Consider the following 24,300-nt stretch of genomic DNA (forward strand, 5'->3'; position numbering starts at 1 on the left):
TGTTGGAGTTATAATTTGAACTGGCGCAGTTTTACTCAACCTTATACCGCTATTCCTATTTTGCTGTTAGCTGTTTTGTCGATGGTTATTTTGCCATTACCAGGATGGCTATTAGATGCATTGTTTACCTTCAACATTGTATTGTCGGTGATTGTATTGTTAGTCGCTGTGTCTACTAAAAAGCCGCTCGATTTTTCTGTATTTCCGACTATTTTATTAGTCGCCACCTTGATGCGTTTAACCCTAAACATTGCTTCAACACGTGTGGTATTACTGCATGGCCATGAAGGCTCAGATGTGGCAGGTCGCGTTATTCAAGCGTTTGGTGAAGTGGTTATAGGCGGTAACTACGTCGTTGGTATTGTGGTGTTTGTTATTTTAATGGTGATTAACTTTGTGGTTATTACCAAAGGCGGTGAGCGTATTTCTGAGGTGGCTGCACGCTTTACTCTAGACGCCATGCCCGGTAAACAAATGGCAATTGACGCTGATTTAAATGCCGGATTAATTGGCCCTGAGCAAGCAAAAGAGCGACGCAGTACTATAGCTCAAGAAGCCGATTTTTATGGCTCTATGGATGGTGCATCTAAGTTTGTACGCGGTGATGCTATAGCTGGCTTAATTATATTAGTGATCAACCTGTTGGGCGGTGTTTCAATTGGTGCTTTTCAACATGGTTTAAGCTTAGCCGAAGCGTTTCAGCGTTTTGCACTGTTAACCATAGGTGATGGCTTAGTTGCGCAAATTCCTTCGTTATTACTCGCGGTTGCTGCTGCAATTATTGTTACGCGTATGAACGATGAAGGCGATGTAAGTGAAGCAGTAGGTAAGCAGTTACTTGCCTCTCCACGTGTTATTTTTACTGCTGCATTAATTATGGTTACGCTTGGTATTGTGCCCGGGATGCCGACTGTCGCCTTTTTAGGGTTTGCCGCGCCATTATTTTATGTTGCTTGGCGATTACAGCGCTCTCTCCCCGATAACTCTTTAATTGAAGCCGAACAAATGACCGACACCATTTTAAGTGAGCAACAGGCTAACTTAGAATGGGGAGATATTTCTCATGTTGATAAATTATCGGTTGAGCTTGGCTTTCGTTTGGTTTATTTAGCCGATAAAGACAAAGGGGAAGAGCTGGTAAAAACCTTAAGAGGTGTACGTAAAAATCTCTCTGAGCAACTTGGGTTTTTATTACCGGAGATCAGAATAAAAGATAACCTAAAATTAAACCCACAAGAATACAAAGTAAACTTAGCCGGTGTGCCTGTTGCAAGTGCTAATGTAAACGCCAAAGAGTTACTCGCGTTAAACACCGGCGATGTATACGGCAGCTTAGATGGTGAATTAACCACTGATCCTGCTTATGGGCTTGAGGCTGTTTGGATAAAAGATGACAGTAAAACCCAAGCGTTGAATATGGGTTACTCAGTGGTTGATTTAGGCACCATTATTGCTACTCATACCGGCAAAGTGATCAAAGAACATTTAGATGAGTTATTTAGTTATGAAGACGTACAAAAGCTTAATGAGCGACTAAAAGAAATCTCACCTAGCTTAGCCGAAACCTTCGAAAAAGCATTACCGACTAATTTACAGCTAAAAGTGATTCGTTTACTACTAAAAGAACACATAAGTATTAAAGACATAGTCACTATCGCCGGCACATTAATAGACAGTGTTGAGGTAACTAAAGATCCGATTTTACTGGTTTCAGACGTACGCTGCGCACTGCAAAAAGTATTGGTAAAACAGGTGATGGGTAATCGTGATGAACTCAGTGCCTACAGCTTAGATGAAAAACTAGAAAGCACCTTACAAAGCTCACTTGATCAAGCTATGCAGGCTGGCAAAGTTGCACTAGATAGTTTTGCGGTAGACCCTAATTTACTAGGGCAATTTCAACGCACAATGCCGATGATAGTCGAAGACATGAAATCAAGAGGGGTAACGCCTACATTAATTGTAGTGCCGCAGCTTCGGCCGCTATTAGCTCGTTACGCAAAAACCTTTACTAAGGGTAGCTTAGTTGTTCTTTCTTATAATGAAATTCCAGATACCATTCGGGTAGATATACTCGGTTCGTTGGGATGAATGACTGTAAAATGAGCATAAAATGAACTGACTATGAATTTTACATAGTAATATTTGCATTTAATGATATTTAACTATAGTCTGTTGTTTTTATTGTACATAGTTACTAGTTTTTATGTTGGTTTAAAATAATGCTTAAGTAAATTAAATGGCAAACTATGCGAAAGCATAGGACGCAAAGCTCCCAGTCTAAGGCTATCGCTACGATCGTGGGGTTACATTAACTTAGTGATATTCATTAATACTGTGTTTGTATTTGTTGTATTTCGCTATTGATTTAAAAAACTTAATTGTTCTATTTAACTTTATACGGAATATACATGAATAGATTAACTCAGCTGATTAAATTTGCATTGCCCTGTGCTGTGTTTATGTCCTCGCAGGGGCACACATCAGAGCAAAACCTGGTGCAAAACTACGAAAACTCTACTTGGTCAGTAAGTAGCAACCCGTTTGCGTGCTCACTCAAACAGCGCTTTGATAATTATGCGCTACTTGAAGTGAAATCAGTACCAGCACAACAGCAAAAACTTGTATTTACTTGGCTTTTACAAGATAAACCGATAAAAAGTTTGCATGTTCTCTCTCGTAAAGCCGATTGGCAGCCAGCAAATACAGTTCTCACGCCACTTAACTTTATGTCTAAAGATATTAAAGACAATGAAATACAATTTTCTGCAGATATGACCGCATTACTTCGCGTCATTAAGCAGGGCGGTTGGTTAGACAGCGTTATAAACTTTGGTGATGAACAACTTCGCCTGACCTTTACTAATACCCATAGCGATGAAATAGTTGCTGATTATCAACAGTGTTTAGCTAATTTATCGCCGCTTTCTTGGGAGCAAGCACGCGATCATCAATTACAGTTTGCCAGTGGACAGCGCACAGTAACAACGGCTAAAGATCTTAAATTTTTAAAAGATTTAGTGCGTTACATTTCTTTAGACAGTCGCGTAAGTAAAGTGCTAGTTGATGGCCACACAGATAATACGGGTTCGCCGCTGTCAAATCGGTTGCTTTCAAAAGAAAGAGCAGATGACGTTGCTGCCAGACTCATTGAATTTGGTTTACCAAAAGACATGTTAGAAGTAAGAGCGCATGGTCAACGTTATCCCATTATTAAAAATTCAAAGCAGGGCGCATCGTCTAATCGCCGTGTTTTAGTTCGTCTTTTCCGACACTCAAGTTAATTGCACCGCAAAGGAATAATATGAGTCAAAGATACCTCTTATGGATCAGTGAACAACAGCCAACGTCTGAAATTCAGCAGGTTGTATTTGCCGAAAACTTTAAGTTTCTGCATACAAACTCCATCAGCGATGCGGTTAGCCACTGCCTTATAAGTAAGCCAGAGCTTGTGTTTGTTGATGCAGATACTCAACAGCTCGAATTGGTTGAATTAGTAAAATTACTGCGTAAGACATGCCCCACTTCGCAAATTGTGACGTTAGTCGATTCTTCACAAAGTGAAATTGCTTCAAAAACAATTAATGCCGGTGGCGCAGTTGATTATTTATTAAAACCTTTCTTTGCAGAACAGCTTAAAAAAACAATCAGAAACACCGATTCAATGAAGCATGGGTTTGAAGATTTAATCGCTGTTTCAACTAAGTCACAGCAAGTACTTCGTTTGGCTAATCGCGCGGCTCAAACCGCCGCAGGGGTGTTGATCACTGGCGAATCGGGAACAGGTAAAGAGAAGTTAGCGCACTTTATTCATAAAGCTTCAGAGCGTAGAGATAATCCATTTATTGCGGTTAACTGTGCCGCTATTCCTGAAAATATGCTTGAAGCCATGTTATTTGGTTTTAATAAAGGCGCGTTCACCGGCGCGGTGAATGCTCAGCCAGGTAAATTTGAGCTGGCCAATGGCGGCACTATTTTACTTGATGAAATTACTGAGCTGCCATTGGAACTTCAAGCTAAATTACTGCGCGTATTACAAGAGCGAGAAGTTGAAAGACTCGGCAGTCATCAAAAAATAAGTTTAGATATACGCATTATTGCCGCCTCTAACCGCGTACTGCGAGAACAAGTTGAGCAAGGCGCTTTTCGTGAAGACTTATTTTATCGACTAGATGTATTACCGCTTAGCTGGCCAGCACTTCGGGATCGTGTTGATGACATCATTCCATTGGCTCATCACTTTATAAAAAAATACGGCAACTCTGAGTTTCATATTAGCAAGCAAGCCGAAGATGTGATGCTTTGTTACAACTGGCCGGGCAATGTACGAGAAATTGAAAACGTAATCCAACGAGCTTTAGTGATGGCCAGAGGCGTTGAAATTCAGGTTGAAGATTTAAATTTACCAGAATGCTCACCAGCGGCTGTCGATTTCTGTGCTTCTCAGTTAAAAGAGAACAAAAAGCAGGCGGAGTTTGATTATATATACAGTTTATTGAGTCGATTTAAAGGGCATCGCACCCAAACTGCACAGGCGCTTGGCGTAACTACCCGAGCATTAAGATATAAAATTGCCGCTATGCGTGAATGCGGTATTGATATTGATGCAATTGCATAATTTGAAGGAAAAAAAGAATGTCGCCAATTGAAAGTCAACAAATGATGCTGGGCAAAATGATGGACATGCAAAAAGTTGCAGGTCCAGAGAGCATAGAGCCGGCTGCTATCAGTAATCAAAATGTAAATATTAGTGAAGATTTTAAGCATGTTATTCGCTCTATAAACGCCCAACAAAATATAGCTGGTGAGATGGTAAAAGCCGTTGATACCGGTGAAAGTGAAGACGTAGTCGGGGCGATGATCGCCAGTCAAAAAGCGGGGCTTAGTTTTTCTATGCTGATGGAAATGCGCAATAAAGTGCTCAATGGCATTGATGATGTCATGCGCATGTCACTGTAGAGGCTGATATGAAAGGAGAATTAGCAAAAGTACCTGAGAAAAATGAGAGCAATTTAAAAGAAAGAGTAGTTAATCTTTCAAATAAGCTCAACTTAGGTAGCTCGGGTGACAGAAGTGTCGCAACTATTGCATTGTTAGCCACCTTAGTGGCGGCGACCATAGTCCTTATTTTATGGACCTCGGCTAAAAATTATGTACCGCTTTACGGTAATCAAGAAAGCTACGATAAAGCCAATATTTTAGAAATTTTAGATAAAGAACAAATCACGTTCCGCATTGATACCGATAGCGGTAATATTTTAGTGCCGCAAGAAAAATTGGCTGATGCGCGAATCACGCTGGCGGCGAGAGGAATAAAAGCCTCTATGCCTGAGGGTATTGAGAATATTAGCGACAAAGTGTCTATGGGCACCAGTCAATTTATCGAATCTATGCAATACCAGCATGCCTTAGAAGGTGAGTTGGCACGCACCATTATTAACATGCAAGGCATACGTAATGCGCGGGTGCACTTGGCAGTCCCTAAGCGCAGCTTATTTGTAGGGCGTACTGAGCAAAAAACCGCAGCGTCTGTGATGGTTGATTTAGCGCCAGGACACGAACTTAAACCAGAGCAAGTGGAAGCCATTATTGCACTGATTATTGGCAGTGTGCCTGGGCTTGATTCTCGTTCTGTGTCGGTGGTGGATCAGCGTGGTAAATTACTCAGCGGCGACTTATTTGATACCACCCCAGTAGGCAAAGAAACCGATAAAAAGCTCGCCTTTATTGAAAAAGTTGAGCGCAACATAGAGCAACGCGCCTCTATTATGTTGTTGCCAATTTTGGGTGAAGGTAATTTTAGAATTCAGGTTTCTAGTGATGTTGATTTTAGTGTGGTTGAAGAAACACGTGAAATGGTTGACCCACAAAATGTATTAACACAAGAGTTTATTAAATCTGATAGCACCCTAGATCAGCTGGCGGCTGGTATTCCGGGCTCTTTAGCTAATGAGCCACCTGTGCCTAACGAACAAGCTGAAGATGAAAACAACGAGCGAACTTCACAACGAAATGAGAGTAAGCGACAGTTTGAAAATGGTCGCTCAGTGACTCACACCCAATTTGAAGTAGGCCGCATTAAAAACATGAGCTTATCGGTACTTATCAATGAGCAAGTAGCTGGAACAGCTGATGGCTGGAGCGAAGAAAAGCTGGCTTCATTAGGTGAAATGGTAAAAAAGGCCACGGGGTTTAACGACGCACGCGGCGATCAATTCAACATCACTAGCTTTGCCTTTGTAGAACAAAAAATACTAGCCCCAGGTGAAGGTCTTGAATGGTGGCAAATGCCCGAGCTTAAAGAGTATGCCCGTTATATTGTGGGTACTTTAATTAGTTTATTGCTGATTTTATTTGGTGTGCGCCCTTTAGTTAATCACTTAATAAAAGGTAAAAGTAACGAAGCAAACAACGCCATGGCAACCGCTGATAATGAGGTTAAATCAGCCTCTACAACAGAAAGACAAAGCAGTCCGCTTGATGACGCCATTAATGCTAAATCGCAAATAGAAAACTTAACTGCCAAAGAGGGCGTAAGTGAACATCAAAATATGTCGTTACCGCAAATAGGCAATGACTTTGAAGAACAAATAGCGCACATGCAGTTACTTGCTAATAAAGAAACCGAGCGTGTCACGTCGGTAATAAAATATTGGGTAGAACAAGGAGTTGAAATTGAATCAAGAAAAGCTTGATAAAGGCTCACAATTACCGGCGTTAGATCGCGCCGCTATTTTATTGCTAAGTATGGGCGAGGAAAATGCCGCCAGTGTTATTCGTAAATTAGGCCGCCGTGAAGTACAGGCTATTTCTGAGCGCATGGCTAAAATTTCAAACGTTACTCAACAGGATGTTGCAGGCACCTTGAGTGAATTTTTTGATTGCTACCGCAATGAAAGTGGTGTCAATGGCGCGTCGCGTGTGTATTTAGAGCGAGCACTTGATAAAGCCGTCGGCCGTAAGCTTGCCAAAACTATGCTTGATGATATTTATGGTGGTGCAATGAATGACGATTTACGTCGTTTAGAGTGGATCCCGCCAGAGCTTATAGTACGTTTTTTAGATCAGGAACATGTGCAAATGCAAGCGCTGTTTTTGGCCTTTTTACCCCCAGAGCAAGCCTCAGCCATTATTGTACTGTTTCCAGAATCGAAGCATGATGATTTACTGTATCGAATTGCCAGTCTTCGTGAAGTGAGCGAACACGTTATTGATGATGTGCGCTTAACGCTTGAGTCGTGTATTGAGTTTGTTGGCCGCCAAGTAGGCGCACAAGTGAATGGTGTCGATAAAGCGGTAGAAATTATGAATCGTTACAACGGTAATAAGAGCCAAATTATCGAACTAATGAAAAAACATAACACTAACGTGGCTGATGAAATACAAGAGAAAATGTACGACTTTGATGGCTTAATCAAGCAAACAGACGAGACACTAACCTTGTTGCTTAATGACATTCCTGATGAGTTATGGACTATGTCGTTAAAGGGTGTAAACAGCGAGTTTTTAGCGCGTGTTTTAGGTGCACTACCTAAACGTTTAGCGCAAGTGTATCAGCAGCAAATTGATGGTTTAAGCGCGCAACCACTGAGCAAAGTGATTGCCGCCAGAAAAGAAATTATGTCGATAGTTAGAGACATGAGTAAACAAGGTGATATTGAATATCGCTTATTTGAAGAAGAGACTGCAGGCTAACTATGAGTCAAGCATTTAGGTTTCCCACTTTAAATAAAAATGAGCAACATCAAACGCTGCAAGAGCGTTTAGATGCTGCTCAGCGTGTTGGTTTACAGCAGGGCTATGAAGAAGGGCTCGCGCAAGGGGCTGCCAATAAGCAAAGCGAATTAGAGCAACAAATGGAGCAACAAATAGAGTTGCGTGTTTCTGAGCGTCTTGAAGCGCAAAAAACACAGCTTATTGAACGTTTTAATACTTTATTTGATAAAGCTAATAATGAGCTACTTAACTTTAATGATGAGTTTAAACAAGACCTTGCCTTAATGATAAGTACCTTGGCTGAGCACGTTATTGACTGCGAGCTAAAAGTACGCCCCGAAATACGCGCGCAGCTTATTGAAAAAGCCATTACCTTGCTTAGCAATCGCGATGTAGTAACAAAAGTTATGTTCTCAGGCTCTGATCGCCACTGTTTTGATGATGCACGTTTAGCTGAGTTTTTAGTGCCGGTTTATTTTGACGAAGCTCTGATCAGTGGAGATGTTGAATTGGTGGCAGAGCAACAAACACATCGATTTTCTTTTTCAGAGCGATTACAAAGTCTACTGGATGAAGTGATACCTGAAATTTTAAAAGCGCAACCGCATGACTAACCCTTTACACACCAGCTTAAAGTCTGCGCTGAAAGCGCTAACCCCGCCTGAATTAGTTAAAAGCTATGGCCGTTTAACACGAGTTAATGGTTTAACGCTTACCGCTACCGGTGGGCAATTTGCTATGGGTGAAAAATACCAAGTAGAAAGTGTTGATGGCCACTGGTATGACGCTGAAGTAGTAGGTTTTAATCAAGATGAAGCCTATTTAATGCCACTAAAAAAAATTCAAAATTTATATTCAGGTGGACGCGTTAGGCCAGTTATAAAAAACAGCCATGTGGCTATTTCAGAAAAGTTATTAGGGCGTGTGCTTGATGCGCAAATGCAGCCGATTGATAACTTAGGCCCACTTGAACAAGACAGTACAAAAAGCGCCAGTAAATTGGGTAACGATTATTCTTTAACGCCGCTGGAGCGCAAAGGCGTTATCGAGCCGTTAGATGTGGGTATTCGCGCTATTAATAGCTTATTTAGTGTGGGAAAAGGCCAGCGTTTAGGGCTATTTGCAGGTTCGGGTGTAGGTAAAAGTAAGTTGCTTGGCATGATGACCCGCTTTACCTCTGCCGATGTGGTTATTGTAAGCCTTGTCGGTGAGCGTGGTTGGGAAGTAAAAGATTTTATTGAGCAAAGCCTAGGTAAAGAAGGCTTAAAAAAAGCCATCGTAATAGCATCCCCAGCAGACGATTCTCCCTTATTGCGTATTAAAGCGGCCGAGCTTAGCCATAAATTGGCGGCTTATTTTAGAGATAAAAATTCAAATGTATTGCTGTTGATGGACTCATTAACCCGCTATGCGCAAGCACAGCGAGAAATTGGCTTATCGGTAGGTGAGCTGCCTGCATCTAAAGGATACCCGCCATCGGTATTTAGTAAATTAACCCAGCTGGTTGAGAGTTCCGGTAATAGTGAAAAAAGCAAAGGCAGCATGACCGCCATTTATACAGTATTAGCTGAAGGCGACGATCAACAAGATCCAATAGCCGATAATGCCCGAGCAATTCTTGATGGCCATATAGTATTGGATCGCACCTTAGCAGAAAAGGGCCACTATCCGGCCATTAATATTGGTTCATCGATTAGCCGAGTAATGCCTAATATAGTAAGTGATGAGCAGCTAAGTTTTTGTTATAAATTGAAAAAGCTTTATAGCCGTTACATGCAAGTGCATGAGCTTATTCCTTTAGGGGCGTATCAAGCAGGCAAAGATCCGGAACTCGACAGTGCGGTAAATTTGTATCCACAAATCGAATCATTTCTATGCCAAGGGTTGAACGAACAAGTGGATTTTTCACAGTCAATAACTCAATTAAATACAGTGATGGGTAAACTGAATGCTTAATAAATTTTTAGGATTACAACAACAAAAATTAGATAAAATGCTGGCCGAGCAAACTCAGTTACAACAAAGAAGTAATCTAGAGCAGCAACGTTTATCGCAGCTTCAGCAGCACATAAACAGTATGGATAAAAACCAGCAAATGAGCTCGGCGCTAAGCTTACAAAATTTATCAGGGATGAAGCGTATTTTGTCTGGCTTATCGACGCAGCAACAAGCGCGTATTGATGATTCACAGCAAGATGAATTACGTCAGCAGCAAGCTTGTTTTAAGCAAATGAGCTTCACCAAAGGCATAGAAGGAATAGTGAGTAATAGGCATCGTGCTGATCAAAATAAAGCGCAGCAGCAAGAGGCTAAAACGTTAGACGAAATGATCAGCCAAGCACATAGTCGTACTCTGCATAAATAACGACTAATTTTTGCTACAATGGCGGCAAAGTAATTTAGGGTAAATAGCGTGCTGCCGGTTCAAGAAATATATACTTCACTCATTGATGCTTTAAAAGCCAACCCAATCACCTTACTACAAGCGCCGCCTGGTGCTGGTAAATCAACATGGTTGCCATTACAGCTTATGCGCGATGGGCATTATAAGCACATCGTCATGTTAGAGCCGCGGCGCTTAGCAGCAAGAAATATTGCTAACTATTTAGCGCACAGCCAAAACGAAACGCTAGGGCAAAGTGTCGGTTTACGGGTGCGAGGTGAAAGTAAAGTCAGCACACAAACTCGCCTTGAAATAGTTACCGAAGGCATGCTTACGCGCATGTTACAAAATGATCCTGAGCTTAGTGATGTTGATTTACTTATTTTTGATGAGTTTCATGAGCGTTCCATCGCAGCAGATACCGCACTGGCTTTTGCTTTAGAATCGCAAGCGGCACTGCGTGAAGATTTAACCATTATGTTGATGTCGGCCACCCTTGATAGCGAACGCTACACTGGGTTTTTTAATTGCCCAGTAATTCAATCAAACGGGCGAAGTTACCCCATTGACGAAATATATTGCCCAATAAAAGATGAAAGCCGCTGGCTTGATGCTATTCCACCAATAATAAAACAAGCACTCAATGAGCAAACAGGCAGTGCGCTGGTATTTTTACCCGGCCAGCGTGAAATACTGCGAGTGCAGCAAGCGCTGAGCGACTTGCCTAATGATTGTATTGTTGCCACATTATTTGGCGAACAAGATAAAGCTAATCAACAAGCTGCAATTTCACCTGCGCCTCAAGGGATGCGAAAAGTTGTACTAACGACCAATGTTGCTGAAACCAGCTTAACCATTGAAGGTATTAGAATTGTGGTTGATAGCGGCAAGCGCCGTGCAGCTAGCTTTAATTTAAAAACCGGTGTCACTGAGCTCACCACGCAAAGTATATCGCGTTCATCGGCAGTACAACGCGCAGGGCGTGCAGGAAGAATAGAACCAGGAGTTGTGTATCGATTAGGTTCAAAACAAACTTTTGAGAGACGAAACAGCCACGATAACCCCAATATTCTTACCTCAGATATTAGCCAATTGATGCTTGAGGCGAAGCAGTGGGGCGCAAGTATTAGTGAACTCACCTTACTTGACCCGCCGAGTGAGCAACAATGCAGCCAAGCTACTAATTTATTATCTATGCTTGAAGCCATAGATAGTAACGGTAAACTCACCGCTTTGGGTAGTAAAATGTTGGGCTTTGGTGCCGATATTCGCTTAGCGCATATGTTATTAAAAGCGCAAATGTTAGAGCCACGGTTAAGTGGGATTTATCGATTAGCTATTTATTTAGTGGCCTTACTAGAAAGCCGAGTTAACACTGCCAATGAGCTCAACCTAGCACTGCATAGTCAACAACAACGACCACATCCGGTGTTTAAGCAGCAATTAAATTATTGGTTAAAACGCTTAAAATTTACCGACAGCCGTACAGATTTAAACACTGAACATTTGAGCTTATTAGTGTCGCTTGGCTATCCAGATCGGATTGCTAAAAAACGTGGCAATGGCTACTTATTAGCAAATGGCGCAGGGGCTGAACTAAACCCTGACTACTGGCATAATGACGAATATATAGCTATTGCCAGTATGGGCGGGCATAAAGGCGGGCGAGTTTTTGCAGCCACGGCGCTAAATCCATTAGCGCTTAAAGAGTATTTACCGCATTTATTCACTGAGTTGACCCGCTGCGAGTTTGATGAAAAAGCCGCTCGGTTTATTCATCAAGATGAAGTAAAACTTGGGGAAATTACCCTTAGTAGCCAACCAAGTAAACATAAGCTTGATAAAACAGAGCGCACCAAGGCATGGCTTAGTTTGTTTGCCAAACAGGGCTTTTCACTGTTTAACGAGCAAAAAGAAAGTGAGCAACTACTTATTAGAATGTGCCTAGCTAGCAAACTGATGCCAGAACAGTTTCCTATTATTAGTCAGCAGCTCATTGAAACAGCAGGTGATTGGTTAGGGGCATACCTTGAAGATATTAAAACCCTTGAGCAACTTAAAAAGTTTAATTATTTTGAGGCACTACAAAATTGTTTTAATTGGCAACAGCAAAGCGAGCTAAAATCTTTACTCCCACTGCGGCTAACAGTACCAAGTGGCTCTAACATAAAAATTGAATACCAACTTGATGGACCTGCCAAGCTTAGTGTGCGCATGCAAGAAGTATATGGTTTAACCAGCACGCCTATGTTAGCTAACGGTAAATTAACACTGCTAATGGAGTTGTTATCTCCAGGCAAGCGTTCACTACAGTTAACTCAAGACTTAGCACATTTTTGGAATAGTAGTTACCGCGAGGTACAAAAAGAGATGAAAGGGCGCTACCCCAAACATTTTTGGCCAGACGATCCTGCCAATAGCGTTGCCACTAATAGGGTAAAAAGCAGAATGTGATCACGCTTTCTTAACTTTACTTAGTGTTAAACGTTGACCATGCAATTAACGAACTTTTTTGGGCGTTTTACAAGCGACTAAACTACTATTACTTTAATGCTGACATTTTACAGAGTAAGACTTACTACGCTAGTGTAAATATGAGCCGTAAGGTAGCGAGCGTTTGTAACTAATTGAAGATGCAGCTAACAATCTAAAAGTGATAATAGAGGGAACATGCATGAAAGGCGTTATCTTTAGAGGGCTTGAGGCACTGGTTATTGAAAAATGTGGCATGGCAGCATGGGACGACTTACTTGAAAAAAATGCACCTGAAGGTCGTGTTTATATTTCTGCAGAAAGTTATCCAGATGAAGAAATAGTTGGTTTGGCACAAGATGTAGCAACTGCACTTTCTATGTCTATGCCAGAGGTATTAAAGGCCTTTGGAGAGTATTTATTTTCTCACTTAAAGGCACGTCACCCAGCTATAGTAGACAGCTTTAATAGTTTTGCTGATCTCATTATTAGTATTGATAAAGTAATTCATGTTGAAGTAGCTAAGCTTTATCATGAGCCTAATTTACCTGAAATTGACACCCAAATTATTGAAGACGGGTTTATTTTAATGCGTTACAACTCTAAGCGACAGCTTTGTATGTGCGCCGAAGGGCTTATTTTTGGTGCTGCGGCTCATTATGGGGTTGATGCTAAACTTAATCATGCCCAGTGCATGCATGATGGGTTTGATTCGTGTTTAATTGAAATAAAATATGAGACTCCCCATGGCTGAAGACGACTACAATTATAAAAAAGCGTATTTGCGCGAAAAATCAGCCAGAGATCAATTAGAAACCCTACTAGAAGACAAAACACGGGCGTTGTTTATTGCTAATCAAGAGCTGGAAGAAAAGCTCGAAACGGTCAAAAACCAACAAATAACCTTAATGCAAAGTGAGAAAATGGCCACGTTAGGCACACTTTCTGCTGGTATGGCCCACGAAATAAATAACCCGCTTGCTTACATAACCAGTAATGTAGCAAGTATAAAATTTATAAAGCCCGTATTGGTTTCGTTAATGACGGCGGCTCAACAATTTGTAGATAAATCGATTTCAGTAACGCAGTTAGAGTCTATTTTAGTTCAGCTCAACCGAGAGAACGATTTAAGCTTTATTGTGGATGATATTGATGACTTAGTTGATGATACCCAAGAGGGATTAGAGCGTATCGCTCATATTGTTAGTAATCTTGTCGACTTTGCGAGCCTAAAAGACAACGTAACAACAATGGCTGATATTACAGAATCATTAAATGGCACGCTAAAGTTACTCGAAAACCAGCTGGGAACGTGTGCTATAGAGTTACACATTGAAAAGTTACCCCTAACACAGTGTAATATATCATCGATGAAACAAGTCTTTGTAAACTTATTAATTAATGCGAAACACGCTTGTGATGACTTGCACGAACAGCAAGGAAAAATAACTATTAAGCTGTTTGCCAATAAAGGCAATATTTACATAGAAGTGGCAGATAACGGCTGTGGGATGGACGCTGATACACTTAAACAAATGTTCGACCCTTTCTTTACCACTAAACCCGTAGGCCAAGGCACAGGTATGGGAATGGCTATAGTTTACAATGTACTTAAAGAGCACAATGGCACTATAGAGGTTGAAAGTGAAGTGGGTAAGGGGTCTTTAATACGTTGTGTAATACCTATTACTACATAACTTTGTAAGCTTTAAATTTAAAGCTTACACGCAACTGTTCATAAAACACTAACATGCAGAGCCTATGTCACTTCGATACTTTGTAATTACAAGCATATTAATTTTAATGGTTATGGTCACTAGTTTACTAATTGGATATCGCTATGTTTTTAGCTTATCTAATATTGAGCAAAGTATTGAAGACTATCAAAACAGAGAGTTACTAAGTATTAAAATTGCACTTGACCATGAGTTTGTATTTTTAGAAACATTAAATTATGACTACGCGGTCTGGGATGATAGTTATGAGTTTTTACAAAAACAAGATTTTAATTACATAAACTCAAATTTTGCAGATGATACCTTTAAAGCTCTGAAAATTGATGGCGTGTTTATATATGATATGAACTTTAATTTAGTTTACTCTAAAATGCATAATTACATTCAAGTTAAAGACTTTGAAGCCCCTGAATTTAACTTACAAACGCATCCAAAAAATAAAATAATCCTACCTTTAAATTACGCTATACCAAAAAATGATAGTTCAAAGCGCTCGGGCTTTTTAAAAACCAAACATGGCCCTGTTATGTTTGCTTCACATATGATCAGAAAAACTAATAACACGGGCGAACAAGTTGGCGCTATGGTATTTATAAGAAAACTGCGGCCACCGTTTATTGAAAAACTTGCCAGTGTGGCGCAAGTTGATCTTACTCATTTTATCCCTACGAATGGAGAGTATCCTGCTAACTTAAAAAAACTAACGGGTAGCTTACAAGGCGGTAGAATTGCAACTCAAAGGCAAAGAGCGTTAACCGACATTAACAATGAGCCACTCATGCTTATAGATATTAAACATTATCATCAAAAATTACCGGTTTTATTAGACCGCGATTTGTTGTTAACACTACTAATGTTTTTACTTATTTCGCTAGTGGGCTTATTTATTATCAATCGTTATTTTATTCACCCTTTAATAAGAGGGGCTGAGGCATTAAATAAAATGCTGCTTCGTAACACGTTAAGCCCGTTAAAAATGAGTAATCAGTTTTTAGAGTTGCAAGTTCTTATTAAAGGTTTCAATGCGTTGTTTATGCAAATAAGTGAGAAAAATAAAGAGCTTGAGAGAATTAGTAAAATAGATGGCCTCACTCATTTATTTAATCGCCGCGCATTTGATGAAATATTTGAACAGCAGTGGAGCGAAGCAAAAAATAAGCGTAGTACCTTAACTATATTACTGGTTGATGTGGATTTTTTTAAACAATTTAATGATGTGTATGGCCATCAAGCGGGTGATACTGCACTGCAAAAGGTGGCTAATACTTTAAATAAAACAGCGTTACTCTATCAAGGGGTAGCTGCTCGTTATGGTGGCGAAGAGTTTATCATTTTGCTTAATCGACTTAGTGATGAACAAAGTGCTGAGGTATCAAACTTGTTGTTAAGCGCTGTTACAGATTTACAAATTGACCATATTGGCTCTGATATACAAAATCATCTAACTATTAGTATTGGATGTGTGAATATTAATGGGAACCATATATTTAAGCAAAATATACAACCTAAATCAGCGATTAAAACGGCAGATGATTCACTGTATCAGGCGAAAAATGAGGGGCGAAACCGAGTTAAATTTAAGTCGATTTAGCTCGACACTTCTTGTCCGCCGTGTTGCTCGGCTAAATCATCAAGTTCGGCAACGGTATAATCAAATCCGCTTTCATCATATTCGTAGCTTACTTTAACGCTGTCGCCGCCATTAAAAAGACGTGTTTTTACGTCATTGACTGGCCAATCTTTTAATTCGTGTAAAAAGCGGTTGGCCACTTGTGATGACTCAAATCGGTAACTAATCTCTGTTTTCATAAATAATACCCTGATAATTTTACCCCCGTAGTTTGTTGATTTTTACCAAGGAGTCAAGTTATCTACTTTAAAAGGGTAATAAATTATGACTTTATAGATACTTATCAGTCATAGTAATCTAAATTGGAGTGTTAACAGTATAAAGCTGTTTAAAAAACAATAACGGAGTAGGCAATGAAATATTTAGTGAGCTTAGTTGGGCTTATCGCTTTTTTAATGGTGGTACTACCGGGACCCCTTTATAAATTTAATATCGTTGAACTAGGCACTGCTTTTGCCGGTTTTAGATTAGGTGTTTATGTTGGTGGGGCAGCATTAGCCTTATTATTAGTTCAAGTGCTATTTATGCGTAAAACAGTGAGCTTAGCCAGTGCAGTGATCACTGTTATTTTTGCAGCAGTTGCTATTGCAATGCCGCTTAACATGATGAATACAGCAAAAAGTGTTCCGCCAATTCATGATATTTCTACCGATTTAATTAACCCTCCTGAGTTTGTTGCGGTTGTGCCTTTGCGTGCTGATGCACCTAATCCTGTAGCATACGCGGGAGAAGAAACGGCAGCGCAACAACGAAAAGCATACCCAGAGCTAAAACCGCTCGAGTACAACCAAACGCAACTAGAGTTAGTGGCAGCTACAACAAAAGCTATGGAAAACCTTGGTTGGGAACTGGTTAATAGCAATGTTAATAATGGCACTGTTGAAGCAACAGACACCACAATCTGGTTTGGCTTTAAAGATGATGTTGTCGTGCGAATTAACGACAAAGGCAGTAAGCGTGTGGTAGACATACGCAGTAAATCTCGCATTGGTAAAAGCGATTTAGGCAAAAATGCCCAGCGTATTAAAACCTTGATTGACGAGTTAAACGCCGTTGTGGTGCAGTAATTGATAAAAATAGCCCAGCATTATGCTGGGTTTTTTGCAGTTGCTAGGTCAGTTCATGTTCAGAGCTGATAATGCATACTGTGTGAGTTATAAATTTTAATAAACTATGGAGTTATTATGAAAACAGTCGGATATGCAGCAAAAAGCCAAGGTTCTGAACTTACAGAGTTTTCTTTTGAGCGCCGCGATTTACGAAATAACGATGTAGCAATAGAGATTTTATATTGTGGTGTCTGTCATTCAGACTTACATGCAGTGCGAAACGATTGGGGTGGCAGTAAATACCCATTAGTACCAGGGCACGAAATTGTTGGTAAAGTAATTTCGGTTGGTAGCGATGTTACTAAATATCAGCAAGGCGATACCGTTGCTGTAGGCTGTATGGTTGACTCATGTCAAAGCTGCGACCAATGTCATAATCACGAAGAGCAATTTTGTCGTGAAGGCATGGTTGGCACTTACAGTGGCAAAGACAGAATAAATGGTGAAATGACTCAAGGTGGCTACTCTAAGCATGTAGTGGTGCGTGAAGAATTTGTGCTTTCAGTACCTAAAAATTTAGAGCTATCTCGCGTTGCGCCTTTATTGTGTGCTGGCATTACTACTTACTCACCGCTGCATAAATGGGGTGTTAAAAAAGGCAGCCGTGTTGCAGTTGTCGGCCTTGGAGGGCTTGGCCATATGGCGGTTAAAAATGCCGTGGCAATGGGTGCAACGGTTACGGTTATTGGCCGCACTGAATCTAAAAAAGAAGATGCTATCGAGCTAGGTGCACAGCACTATTTAGTGTCGAACAACGATGATGAAATGAAAAATGCACAATCAGCGTTTGATGTGATCATTGATACTATACCGGTAAAGCACGACCTATCACTGTATACACCGCTACTTGATATTGATGGCACGTTAGTGATTGTTGGCCAAGTAGGCCCTGTTGATGAGCTAAACACAGTGCCATTGTTAATGGGTCGTCGTCGAGTGGCAGGATCCTTAATTGGTGGCATTGCAGAAACACAGCAAATGCTCGATTTTTGTGGTGAGCACAATGTATTACCTGAGTGTGAAATGATCAATATAGATGAAATTAACACCGCTTATGAGCGCATGGAACGCTCAGATGTGCGCTACCGTTTTGTTATTGATATGGCGTCGATTGACGTATAATTAATTAAAATAATGAATATAACAAGAGCCGCTATACGCGGCTCTTTTTATACTTAATACGCTGCAGCCGTTTGTTTTGCGCTTTTATTGTTTATTTGTATAAAGCTAAGCCACCACATAAATAACCCGCCTAAAAATAATGCTCCTGCAACATAGCCGGTTTGATTTGGTTGTGCCCCTTGTGCAATAGCAATGCCGCCTACCCATGGGCCAATTGCATTAGCAATATTAAAAGCACATTGTACGAGAGCACCAATCATGGCATGGCCATTGGGCGATACATCCATTAACAGTGTTTGCACTAAAGTAGAAAGCCCTAAGCTACAGCCAATAAAAAAGATCACCAGATAAAGTAAGTAAATATTATAGCTGGCACTTACATACGCAAATGCAAAAATAATAGTTGAGGCAAGGGTTAGTCCCGTGGTTTTAATTGCCGATTTATCGGCTGCTTTTCCTAGTATGTAATTACCGAGTGTGGAGCCAATACCAAACATCACCATCGCAATTGAAATAGTATAGGCGGGTGATTGGGTCACATCTAAAATAGTGTCGGCCACGTAGGTATAAATACAAAATACGCCACCAAAACCAATAATAACAATACCCAAAATAGACCAAACCAGTTTATTTTTTAATACCCCTAACTCGTTTAGTAAATTAGATTTTTGAGTATTTTTAACATTGGGTACCACGTAATAAACAAAAATAAAGGCAATAAACGCCAGTACACCTGCCCCGGCTAAACAATAACGCCAACTCAAATTTTGCCCAACGAGCGTTACTACGGGTACGCCTACAATGGTTGCGACTGTCAGCCCCATAAATACTTTTGACATAAAGCTAGCACGCTTTCCAGCAGGCGCTATATCTGAGGCCAATAACAAGGCTGCGCCAAAATATGCGCCATGGGGTAAACCACTTAAAAACCGAAACAGCACAAGTTGCTCTAATGAGCTAGCTAAGGCGCTTAAGCTATTAGCAATACACATTAAACTTAAAAATAGTAACAGCGCTTTTTGTTTACGCATGTTTGCTGTTGCCAACATTAAAATAGGCGCGCCAACAACCACTCCAAGAGCATAAGCACTAATGGCATAACCACTTTGTGATGGGGTACTACCAAATGCTTCACTAATTAATGGCAACATAGGCATCATAGAAAATTCAGATAAACCCAAAATAAAGGTGCCTAGCGCAAGTACAACTAAAATAGCGGCTCTATTGGGCTGACTCGACGGCGATGTAGTATCAACGACCATGTAAAATCCTTGAAGGTATTGAATAAAATTTAATAGCAAACAAAACGCCTGTACGTTTAAAAAATACAACACACACGTTTATTTAAAATTGAATATGGGAATGAGGAATAAAGAGACTGACATTTTAAATTAAAAGCCTCCTCCCGTCATGGTCTAAACCATAGTTTAAGATGAATAAAATTTAACTTAAGCAAACGAAAGGCTGGTTTATATGGGCTTGCAAGCCACTCGCTCATTAAAAACAAGATATATTAGATTTAAATGTAATGCTAACTTGACTTTTTGTATGGTATGAATGATATTTGTAAAGTAAGCATTACTTTTGAAACAGGATTAAAGCAATGAAAACAGAATTAAATTTAAAACAACGCCAAATTAAAAATACTAGCTACTTGGTTAAATGTACCTTGATTTGGTTACTCACCTTAGCGTTATGTAGCTTTGGCCCGACATTAATTTGGGATCGCGCCGAGATAATTAGCGGCTTTTTTATAGTTGTAAATGTAATAGCCGGCATTGTAATGATTTTGGCTAACAAACGTTACTTACAGGGGATGGATGAGCTGATGCAAAAAATACATCTCAGTGCCATGGGGTTTACCCTAGGTGCAATATTGGTAGGTGGGCTTGCGTACACTAATTTGCAATTGAGTGGCTTAATTGATTTTAAAGCACAGATACCCGATTTAATGTTTTTAATGGGAGCAGTGTATTTAATTAGCGTGTATGTGCTTAACAAACACTATTGTGCAGGTGATGAATGAAAAACCGATTAAAAGTGTTAAGAGCCGAGCATAACTACACCCAAGCAAGGTTGGCCGAGCTGCTAGATGTTTCTCGCCAAACTATTAATGCGATTGAAAAAGGTAAGTTTGATCCCAGCTTGCCACTGGCCTTTAAGGCAGCAAGGTTGTTTGAGTTAAAAATAGAAGATATTTTTGACGACGAACAGGGTTAAAAATTAACAAAGTGCGACAATATGTCGCGCTTTTTAGATTGCTACAGCACGTATAATTTACCCACAAAAATTTTGTGGTAAATCAATAATGACTGATAAAAAAAATTCTTTAACCTCTTATTTATTATCCCCTTTAGCGCTTGTTATAAGTAGCGTATTATCGCCAGTTGCTTTTGCAGATGACACCTCAATTGAAGTGATTGAAGTGCACGGCCAAGCACAAAATAAACACCTATCATTAGGCTCATCTGAATCGCTATTAACCGATTTAGGAGTGGACTTTTCAGCCGCCGGTGGCATGGCCAATTTACCTGTTTTAAATGGTTTAATGGGCGATAGAGTAGCGGTACTGGTTGATGGGGCGCAAATCACCGCCGCCTGTGCTAACCAAATGAACCCGCCACTGTCTTATATTTCAGCCAATCAAATTAGTAGCTACAAAGTGGTTGCAGGTGTTTCTCCAGTAAGCGCGGGAGGCGATAATATTGCAGGTGTGATTGCTGTTAATTCTATTTCACCTCAGTACAGTGAAAGTAGCGAACTTGCATGGCATTCAGGTTATGTGTCAGCCCAGTACAACACCCTTGATAACGCCAAAAAGGTCGGCGCAGGTATGCGCATTGCCAGCGATGTACTCAGTTTTAATTACCAAGGTGCTTATAGCGATGCTAACAGTTATGAAGATGGTAACGGCGATTTAGTGCTCGATACCCTATATCGCGCGCAAAACCATAGTTTAAGTGCTGCCATGCGCGATGATAAGCAACAATTAGTGGTTAAGCTAAGCCATCAAAAAATACCCTATCAAGGCTTTGCTAATCAATATATGGATATGACAGATAACACCAGCTATGGTGCTGTGGCCCAGTATAAGCGCGCTTTTACAAACAGTGAGCTTGAAGCGCAGTTAAATTGGCATAATGTAAAGCATGAAATGGGGTTTTTTAGCGCAGAAAAACCCGGAAAAATGCCCATGAAAACCGATGCTGAGGATATAAGCACCCAGTTAAAATGGCGACTAGCGCTTGATAACAACAGCCAGTTACTACTCGCGCAAGAGTATCACCACATGAAATTAGATGACTGGTGGCCTGCAGTTGAGGGCTCAATGATGATGGGACCAAATGACTATAAAAATATTAATAATGGCCGACGTCAGCGTATTGCTTTGCTTGGAGAATATGAAAGCCAACTAAGTACTCGCTGGTGGGTAAATGCAGGCATTCGATTTGAAAATGTAATGACCAACACTGATGATGTACAAGCATATAATACAGGCATGGCTGCAATGAATGCGATGGCCATGGCGATGCCAAGTGATGCAATGGCGGCTAAAAAGTTTAATAACCAAAGTAAAAAACAAACAGATAATTTAGTTGATGCAAACGTGCTGATTAATTATCAACTAAGCAATAACGACGAACTACAAATTGGCCTAGCCCGTAAAAATCGCGCGCCTAATTTATACGAACGCTACAGCTGGGGCGTAGGTAATATGGCCACCACCATGATTGGATGGTACGGCGATGGCAACGGCTATATTGGTAATATAAACCTTAAACCAGAAACCGCACACACGCTTAGCAGCACGTACACCCGCATGGCAAAAGACGACAGCTGGCGTATAAGTGCTAATGCGTGGGTGAGCGACGTGAATGACTATATTGATGCCAACATAGTAAGAAGCTTTAACCGCACAGCGCTTGCTGCCAATACCCGTAATGTGCTTATGTTTAATAACGTAGATGCCAGGCTTTATGGTGTAAAGCTAGATGCGGTTTTAGCACTGCACGAGTCTAAGCAGTATGGTAACTGGTCATTAAAAGCGAATATTAGCAACACCCGTGGTAAGCGCGATGATACTAATCAGCCGCTTTATCAAATTAAGCCGCTGCAAACCCAATTTGCCATTAACCAGCAAGTTGGCCGCTTTGAAAACGCACTCACGTGGCAGTGGGTCGATAGTAAAACTCGCGTAGATAGCAACCGCTTAGAAAACCAAACTGAGCAGTATCATTTACTTAATTTAAGCTCAAAAGCAAGTTGGGATGCACTTACCGTGAGTGTTGATATTATCAATCTGCTTGATGAGTATTATGAATTACCATTAGGTGGCGTAAGTATTGCTGAGTTTAAACAAGATATGTCGCAGGGCTTTAATCAATTAGCAGGGCAGGGGCGCTCTATAAATTTAGCCATGAGTTACGCGTTTTAAGGTGAATTAAAAAATTGAAATAAAACCGTGAGGTTTAATTTTAAATTAAATCTCACGGTTTGTGGATATTTATGATTTGAAGGTGAGTGTGTTATGCAACGCTTTTCTTTAGAATAGAAAAGCCAACTTTAAAAACAGCTTTTTTATAGAAGGAAGATTTTTTATTAAGAAAGTCATCAACTATTTCTATTAACTCATCAACAAAGTCGGCCGATGTTTGAATTTTATTTTCCATAATATAATCTACCTTTGTCATCTCATTAACCAAATGAAATTGATGTGCTGAGGTTACTACTATGTAACTACAAGTAGTCCTGCTTAATAATGACGCTATTTGCATTCCATCTTTGGCAACGTCAGGCTCTGTAATTCCTTGAACATCTAATATAACGATATCGTATGGTTTTTGTTGTAATCGATTGAGCAGTTTATTATCTATTTTTGAATATCTATCTATTTTATTGAAGCCTGCATTACTAGCTATGTTTAACATATCTTTATTAAAGTAAATATCTTCATCATCTACGATACAGATATTTACATTGTTGAGCTTCATTAGGAATTTACCAAAACCTTTTAAAGGTTTATGCTTCATGCTCTTAAGTTCCTGATTGTAAATACTTGTTTTGCTTTTTTGCTATTAACCAATTGTTGCTCATGAATTATTTCTAAAAAGTCGGAGGTTCTCTTGCTGAGCTCGTTGTAATGCTGAGTTAGTACCTGAGCCCAATACAAGCCATAACCAAAACCTTCTGATTCATCCTTTAATTGAAAACCCTTTTCGAAGATAACTTCAGGGTTATCTATAGGACTAGAGATATTAGTAAATTTTAACGTAATATCATTACTGTTATTAGTGAAAGCAGAAATAGTAGCTGTACTGGAGTCAATACTATACTTCCAAATGTTGTCCATCATGATGGAGATAATATATTCAACTATGTGTGAGGCGAAAGTTATATTCGTCTTCTTATCTACATTAAAATCGAAATTAATATTTTTTGATCTGCGTGTATTTACTATTAAAGAAAAAACTTTTGAATATTTGTCCAATATTTTTAAAAGGTTTGTTTTCTTATCTAAATTTGCGGAATATTGTGAGCTAGGGTGGAATTCGTTAACTCCGGCGATCATTTCGATAAATTGATCCATTATAACAGTTGCCCCAACAATCTTGCTTGCAGGTTTATCAAGCTCTATTTTTTTAGTACTAACAGTCGGGTCAATAATAGAGGCTTCAGTAACAATCGTTTGAAGCACTTTGTGTAATTCGTGTCTTAGGTTATGGGATATATGCCTTAAAGTAACGGATTCCTCTTTCTTTTTAATAACATTACCAGTGTTGTAAAAAGCAACTCCGTATTGACAAAATTCAAATGTATTTATTTCAGACTTCTCGCAATCTTTTGAAGGGCAGCGAATGCAAATACTTAACATGTTTTTTCCTAATTATTGTTAGTCACATTACGCCACTTAAATGTAAAATCTATAGCATATTAAAAGTTTTTGATAATTCATGCTCTCTCATTTTTATATTTTATCTATTCATTGTAATAACTTACCAGCCACTTTTGGTCTTAGCAATAAGTAATAGGGCTAATACTACTGAGTAGCAGCTATTTAAAACTAAGACGTCATACTATTTTTATTTTTCATAAGATTGGTGAGCTTACAGTCTTTTATAAATCATTGTGAAA

Annotated in this window: 22 protein-coding genes and 1 riboswitch; of the genes, 18 read left to right on the top strand and 4 right to left on the bottom strand. The window is 39.9% G+C overall.

Annotated features, from left to right (window positions below; genetic code table 11):
* Positions 1–15 precede the first annotated feature (15 nt).
* The 13 genes from flhA to CWB78_RS03320 all read left to right on the top strand — a co-directional run bounded on the left by flhA (position 16) and on the right by CWB78_RS03320 (position 15,898).
* Positions 16–2,091 (top strand): flagellar biosynthesis protein FlhA, encoded by a 2,076-nt coding sequence (flhA, locus tag CWB78_RS03260; RefSeq protein WP_138594193.1) that lies wholly within the window; start codon positions 16–18, stop codon positions 2,089–2,091.
* 140 nt (positions 2,092–2,231) lie between these two features.
* Positions 2,232–2,314: riboswitch (cyclic di-GMP riboswitch) on the top strand.
* Between the two features lie 97 nt (positions 2,315–2,411).
* Positions 2,412–3,284: a MotY family protein gene (locus CWB78_RS03265; RefSeq protein WP_138594196.1), complete on the top strand. Its 873-nt coding sequence runs from the start codon at positions 2,412–2,414 to the stop codon at positions 3,282–3,284.
* 20 nt (positions 3,285–3,304) lie between these two features.
* On the top strand, positions 3,305–4,618 hold the full coding sequence (locus tag CWB78_RS03270) for a sigma-54-dependent transcriptional regulator (RefSeq protein WP_138594198.1): 1,314 nt from the start codon (positions 3,305–3,307) through the stop codon (positions 4,616–4,618).
* 17 nt (positions 4,619–4,635) lie between these two features.
* The gene (fliE, locus tag CWB78_RS03275) at positions 4,636–4,959 is read left to right on the top strand and encodes a flagellar hook-basal body complex protein FliE (RefSeq protein WP_138594200.1); all 324 of its coding nucleotides are present in this window, start codon (positions 4,636–4,638) and stop codon (positions 4,957–4,959) included.
* Positions 4,960–4,967: 8 nt separating this feature from the next.
* Entirely contained in the window at positions 4,968–6,695 is a 1,728-nt protein-coding gene (gene fliF / locus CWB78_RS03280; RefSeq protein WP_138594202.1) for a flagellar basal-body MS-ring/collar protein FliF, read from the top strand.
* Positions 6,676–7,695: a FliG C-terminal domain-containing protein gene (locus tag CWB78_RS03285; RefSeq protein WP_010391197.1), complete on the top strand. Its 1,020-nt coding sequence runs from the start codon at positions 6,676–6,678 to the stop codon at positions 7,693–7,695. Before fliF ends, CWB78_RS03285 begins: the two co-directional genes overlap by 20 nt.
* A 2-nt stretch (positions 7,696–7,697) precedes the next feature.
* Positions 7,698–8,330 (top strand): FliH/SctL family protein, encoded by a 633-nt coding sequence (locus CWB78_RS03290; protein ID WP_138594204.1) that lies wholly within the window; start codon positions 7,698–7,700, stop codon positions 8,328–8,330.
* Positions 8,323–9,672: a FliI/YscN family ATPase gene (locus CWB78_RS03295; protein WP_138594206.1), complete on the top strand. Its 1,350-nt coding sequence runs from the start codon at positions 8,323–8,325 to the stop codon at positions 9,670–9,672. The genes CWB78_RS03290 and CWB78_RS03295 overlap by 8 nt, the downstream gene beginning before the upstream one ends.
* The gene (locus CWB78_RS03300; RefSeq protein ID WP_010391201.1) at positions 9,665–10,081 is read left to right on the top strand and encodes a flagellar FliJ family protein; all 417 of its coding nucleotides are present in this window, start codon (positions 9,665–9,667) and stop codon (positions 10,079–10,081) included. The genes CWB78_RS03295 and CWB78_RS03300 overlap by 8 nt, the downstream gene beginning before the upstream one ends.
* A gap of 48 nt (positions 10,082–10,129) precedes the next feature.
* Positions 10,130–12,553, top strand: coding sequence for an ATP-dependent helicase HrpB (gene hrpB / locus CWB78_RS03305; protein WP_138594208.1), 2,424 nt, complete (start codon positions 10,130–10,132; stop codon positions 12,551–12,553).
* A gap of 220 nt (positions 12,554–12,773) precedes the next feature.
* Positions 12,774–13,325, top strand: coding sequence for a heme NO-binding domain-containing protein (locus CWB78_RS03310; protein WP_138594210.1), 552 nt, complete (start codon positions 12,774–12,776; stop codon positions 13,323–13,325).
* Positions 13,318–14,268, top strand: a complete 951-nt coding sequence (locus tag CWB78_RS03315; RefSeq protein WP_138594212.1) for a sensor histidine kinase — start codon at positions 13,318–13,320, stop codon at positions 14,266–14,268. Before CWB78_RS03310 ends, CWB78_RS03315 begins: the two co-directional genes overlap by 8 nt.
* Positions 14,269–14,332: 64 nt before the next feature.
* Complete coding sequence (locus CWB78_RS03320; RefSeq protein ID WP_249930383.1) at positions 14,333–15,898, top strand: sensor domain-containing diguanylate cyclase; 1,566 nt, start codon at positions 14,333–14,335, stop codon at positions 15,896–15,898.
* Here CWB78_RS03320 and CWB78_RS03325 read toward each other — a convergent pair.
* Positions 15,895–16,116 carry a hypothetical protein gene (locus tag CWB78_RS03325; protein WP_008108632.1) on the bottom strand — a complete coding sequence of 74 codons (222 nt, stop codon included), beginning with the start codon at positions 16,114–16,116 and terminating at the stop codon, positions 15,895–15,897. The genes CWB78_RS03320 and CWB78_RS03325 overlap by 4 nt on opposite strands.
* 174 nt (positions 16,117–16,290) lie before the next feature.
* On the opposite strand from CWB78_RS03325, the gene CWB78_RS03330 reads away from it, so the two are divergent.
* Positions 16,291–17,004, top strand: a complete 714-nt coding sequence (locus tag CWB78_RS03330) for a DUF1499 domain-containing protein (protein WP_138594214.1) — start codon at positions 16,291–16,293, stop codon at positions 17,002–17,004.
* Positions 17,005–17,121: 117 nt separating this feature from the next.
* Positions 17,122–18,168 (top strand): NAD(P)-dependent alcohol dehydrogenase, encoded by a 1,047-nt coding sequence (locus tag CWB78_RS03335; RefSeq protein WP_008108622.1) that lies wholly within the window; start codon positions 17,122–17,124, stop codon positions 18,166–18,168.
* Positions 18,169–18,221: 53 nt separating this feature from the next.
* Here CWB78_RS03335 and CWB78_RS03340 read toward each other — a convergent pair whose 3' ends face one another.
* On the bottom strand, positions 18,222–19,430 hold the full coding sequence (locus CWB78_RS03340; RefSeq protein ID WP_138594216.1) for an MFS transporter: 1,209 nt from the start codon (positions 19,428–19,430) through the stop codon (positions 18,222–18,224).
* A gap of 341 nt (positions 19,431–19,771) precedes the next feature.
* On the opposite strand from CWB78_RS03340, the gene CWB78_RS03345 reads away from it, so the two are divergent.
* The 3 genes from CWB78_RS03345 (at position 19,772) to CWB78_RS03355 (ending at position 22,603) form a co-directional block, all read left to right on the top strand.
* On the top strand, positions 19,772–20,194 hold the full coding sequence (locus CWB78_RS03345; protein WP_010391213.1) for a hypothetical protein: 423 nt from the start codon (positions 19,772–19,774) through the stop codon (positions 20,192–20,194).
* On the top strand, positions 20,191–20,388 hold the full coding sequence (locus CWB78_RS03350; RefSeq protein WP_008108814.1) for a helix-turn-helix transcriptional regulator: 198 nt from the start codon (positions 20,191–20,193) through the stop codon (positions 20,386–20,388). Before CWB78_RS03345 ends, CWB78_RS03350 begins: the two co-directional genes overlap by 4 nt.
* An 88-nt stretch (positions 20,389–20,476) precedes the next feature.
* A complete protein-coding gene (locus CWB78_RS03355) occupies positions 20,477–22,603 on the top strand; it encodes a TonB-dependent receptor plug domain-containing protein (RefSeq protein WP_138594218.1) in 2,127 nt (708 codons plus the stop codon).
* Between the two features lie 91 nt (positions 22,604–22,694).
* Here the strand turns inward: CWB78_RS03355 and CWB78_RS03360 are convergent, their stop codons facing one another.
* Together CWB78_RS03360 and CWB78_RS03365 are read right to left on the bottom strand one after the other, a co-directional pair.
* Positions 22,695–23,198 (bottom strand): response regulator, encoded by a 504-nt coding sequence (locus CWB78_RS03360; protein WP_138594220.1) that lies wholly within the window; start codon positions 23,196–23,198, stop codon positions 22,695–22,697.
* Positions 23,195–24,040 carry a histidine kinase gene (locus CWB78_RS03365; RefSeq protein WP_138594222.1) on the bottom strand — a complete coding sequence of 282 codons (846 nt, stop codon included), beginning with the start codon at positions 24,038–24,040 and terminating at the stop codon, positions 23,195–23,197. The genes CWB78_RS03360 and CWB78_RS03365 overlap by 4 nt, the downstream gene beginning before the upstream one ends.
* Positions 24,041–24,300: the final 260 nt, after the last annotated feature.

This window comes from Pseudoalteromonas sp. S1612 (genome assembly GCF_005887175.1).
GTDB classification, from domain to species: Bacteria; Pseudomonadota; Gammaproteobacteria; order Enterobacterales; family Alteromonadaceae; genus Pseudoalteromonas; species Pseudoalteromonas undina.

Coding starts and splice junctions, on each gene's coding strand:
- CWB78_RS03265 (WP_138594196.1), top strand. CDS start 2,412: ATGAATAGATTAACTCAGCTGATTAAATTTGCATTGCCCTGTGCTGTG.
- CWB78_RS03270 (WP_138594198.1), top strand. CDS start 3,305: ATGAGTCAAAGATACCTCTTATGGATCAGTGAACAACAGCCAACGTCT.
- fliE (WP_138594200.1), top strand. CDS start 4,636: ATGTCGCCAATTGAAAGTCAACAAATGATGCTGGGCAAAATGATGGAC.
- fliF (WP_138594202.1), top strand. CDS start 4,968: ATGAAAGGAGAATTAGCAAAAGTACCTGAGAAAAATGAGAGCAATTTA.
- CWB78_RS03290 (WP_138594204.1), top strand. CDS start 7,698: ATGAGTCAAGCATTTAGGTTTCCCACTTTAAATAAAAATGAGCAACAT.
- CWB78_RS03295 (WP_138594206.1), top strand. CDS start 8,323: ATGACTAACCCTTTACACACCAGCTTAAAGTCTGCGCTGAAAGCGCTA.
- CWB78_RS03300 (WP_010391201.1), top strand. CDS start 9,665: ATGCTTAATAAATTTTTAGGATTACAACAACAAAAATTAGATAAAATG.
- CWB78_RS03310 (WP_138594210.1), top strand. CDS start 12,774: ATGAAAGGCGTTATCTTTAGAGGGCTTGAGGCACTGGTTATTGAAAAA.
- CWB78_RS03315 (WP_138594212.1), top strand. CDS start 13,318: ATGGCTGAAGACGACTACAATTATAAAAAAGCGTATTTGCGCGAAAAA.
- CWB78_RS03320 (WP_249930383.1), top strand. CDS start 14,333: ATGTCACTTCGATACTTTGTAATTACAAGCATATTAATTTTAATGGTT.
- CWB78_RS03325 (WP_008108632.1), bottom strand. CDS start 16,116: ATGAAAACAGAGATTAGTTACCGATTTGAGTCATCACAAGTGGCCAAC.
- CWB78_RS03330 (WP_138594214.1), top strand. CDS start 16,291: ATGAAATATTTAGTGAGCTTAGTTGGGCTTATCGCTTTTTTAATGGTG.
- CWB78_RS03335 (WP_008108622.1), top strand. CDS start 17,122: ATGAAAACAGTCGGATATGCAGCAAAAAGCCAAGGTTCTGAACTTACA.
- CWB78_RS03340 (WP_138594216.1), bottom strand. CDS start 19,430: ATGGTCGTTGATACTACATCGCCGTCGAGTCAGCCCAATAGAGCCGCT.
- CWB78_RS03345 (WP_010391213.1), top strand. CDS start 19,772: ATGAAAACAGAATTAAATTTAAAACAACGCCAAATTAAAAATACTAGC.
- CWB78_RS03350 (WP_008108814.1), top strand. CDS start 20,191: ATGAAAAACCGATTAAAAGTGTTAAGAGCCGAGCATAACTACACCCAA.
- CWB78_RS03355 (WP_138594218.1), top strand. CDS start 20,477: ATGACTGATAAAAAAAATTCTTTAACCTCTTATTTATTATCCCCTTTA.
- CWB78_RS03360 (WP_138594220.1), bottom strand. CDS start 23,198: ATGAAGCATAAACCTTTAAAAGGTTTTGGTAAATTCCTAATGAAGCTC.
- CWB78_RS03365 (WP_138594222.1), bottom strand. CDS start 24,040: ATGTTAAGTATTTGCATTCGCTGCCCTTCAAAAGATTGCGAGAAGTCT.